This is a genomic window from Paraburkholderia sp. RL18-085-BIA-A, assembly GCF_046027075.1.
In the GTDB taxonomy this organism is placed as follows: domain Bacteria; phylum Pseudomonadota; class Gammaproteobacteria; order Burkholderiales; family Burkholderiaceae; genus Paraburkholderia.
On sequence record NZ_JARESU010000425.1, the window covers coordinates 1 to 1,428 of the forward strand.

1 protein-coding gene is annotated in these 1,428 nt (G+C 56.2%); it reads left to right on the forward strand.

Going from position 1 to position 1,428, the window contains the following annotated elements; genetic code table 11:
• Positions 1 to 731, forward strand: a 731-nt coding sequence (locus tag P0D89_RS52965) for an ACT domain-containing protein (protein ID WP_408379624.1), incomplete at its 5' end; no start/stop codon positions are given.
• Between the last annotated feature and the right edge of the window lie 697 nt (positions 732 to 1,428).

A 1,428-nucleotide genomic window follows, 5' to 3' on the forward strand; every position in this document is an offset into this window, starting at 1 on the left:
TAAATGACGTGGAACGACACCGCACAGGAGGTAACATGAGCCCAGTCTCGGATCTCTCAGTCTTGTTAAAAACGTTGGAGCCAGTGCTTAACCCGGGCGTGTTTGTGTTTGCCTCGGTCGAGGACGGTAACGCAATTGACCCTGCCGTCATCGTTGCGTCAATTCGCGAGCCCGAGGGCTTGTCTGTGGTTACGAGTGAGGCGGATGCGCGGATCAGCGGTTTGAATACCTTGTTCAAGTGTGCGTGGATTACCTTGACCGTGAATTCAGCATTGGAGGCGGTGGGCTTGACCGCAGCATTCGCTACTGCATTCGGTAATTCCGGCATCAGCTGCAACGTGGTGGCGGGCGCCTACCACGATCATATTTTTGTCCCCCTGGAATTAGCAGACGCGGCGATGCATGCACTTCATCTGTTGCAGGCGGATGGAGTCACCGGGCAACCACGGGCGAATATTGCTTCGTTTTTTTCGGATCTAACGTTAAGAGGGCCCACGTCAGACGCAAACCGGCCACTTTCGGCCGTTGGCAATCGCGCTCTCCTAGACCATTCAAGCGGCCGCTCCGCTCAACTTCCCTCACGGCCTGCAAACTTCCACCGGACCCCAACTCCCTCCGCGGCAGCAGTGATATTCAGGGCAGCCGGTACCCGGACCTTGAGGTTTGGCGCACCATATCTGGCGCTCCCCATCCATGCAAGACGTGCCAATTGCTTGTTTCGGAAGTTCTGACTGACTTGACGGTGGCGCAGTCATTTGTGAGCACGCGGTCACGGTGAACAGCGCTCCATGCGTAATTATCACATTTGCAAGCCGAAGCAATTTCATCGCACCTCCGCGTCGGTTTGATCTTCGCCGCAAAAATCGCTTAGTCCACGGTCAGCCACGGCACGAGTCAGCGGGGTAAGTAAAATATAGGTTCCAAATGACCGGTGAGCAAACCGGTGCAACCTTTGAAAGTGCCGAAAGACCGCTTCAGGCGTCAACTTGCCGCCTGACTCGAAGGAAACGGCCGTAGTATTTTTAAGCCGTCACTGACTTGCTCCTCGGTCGAGTGACCGAGTCACTGGGTCGACAAGAGGCAGTCGTGCTGGCTCGAAAGCATCCGCTCACGAAGTGCGCGCGGTGGCAACCACGACTGACGTCGTATGGCAAGAGCGACTTGTCTGGCCCGACGTCCGTGTATCCCAGGGCGGTTTCAAATGCCAAGTGCAACGGCCGGGTTTAACCGGTTGCGGGTTTCCGTCCATTGCGAACGGAAGAACTACGATGGCCGTTGGTGATCGTGCGAAGCCAGGCACATCGTTGTGAAAAGCGACAGGTATCTCGATATCGAGGTGTACATTATGATCAGGAATGCGAACGCAACAGGCGTGAGCGATCATGGCGCATGGCGCCGTCAGTGAAGTGCGAGCCCCGCGCTGGTTCA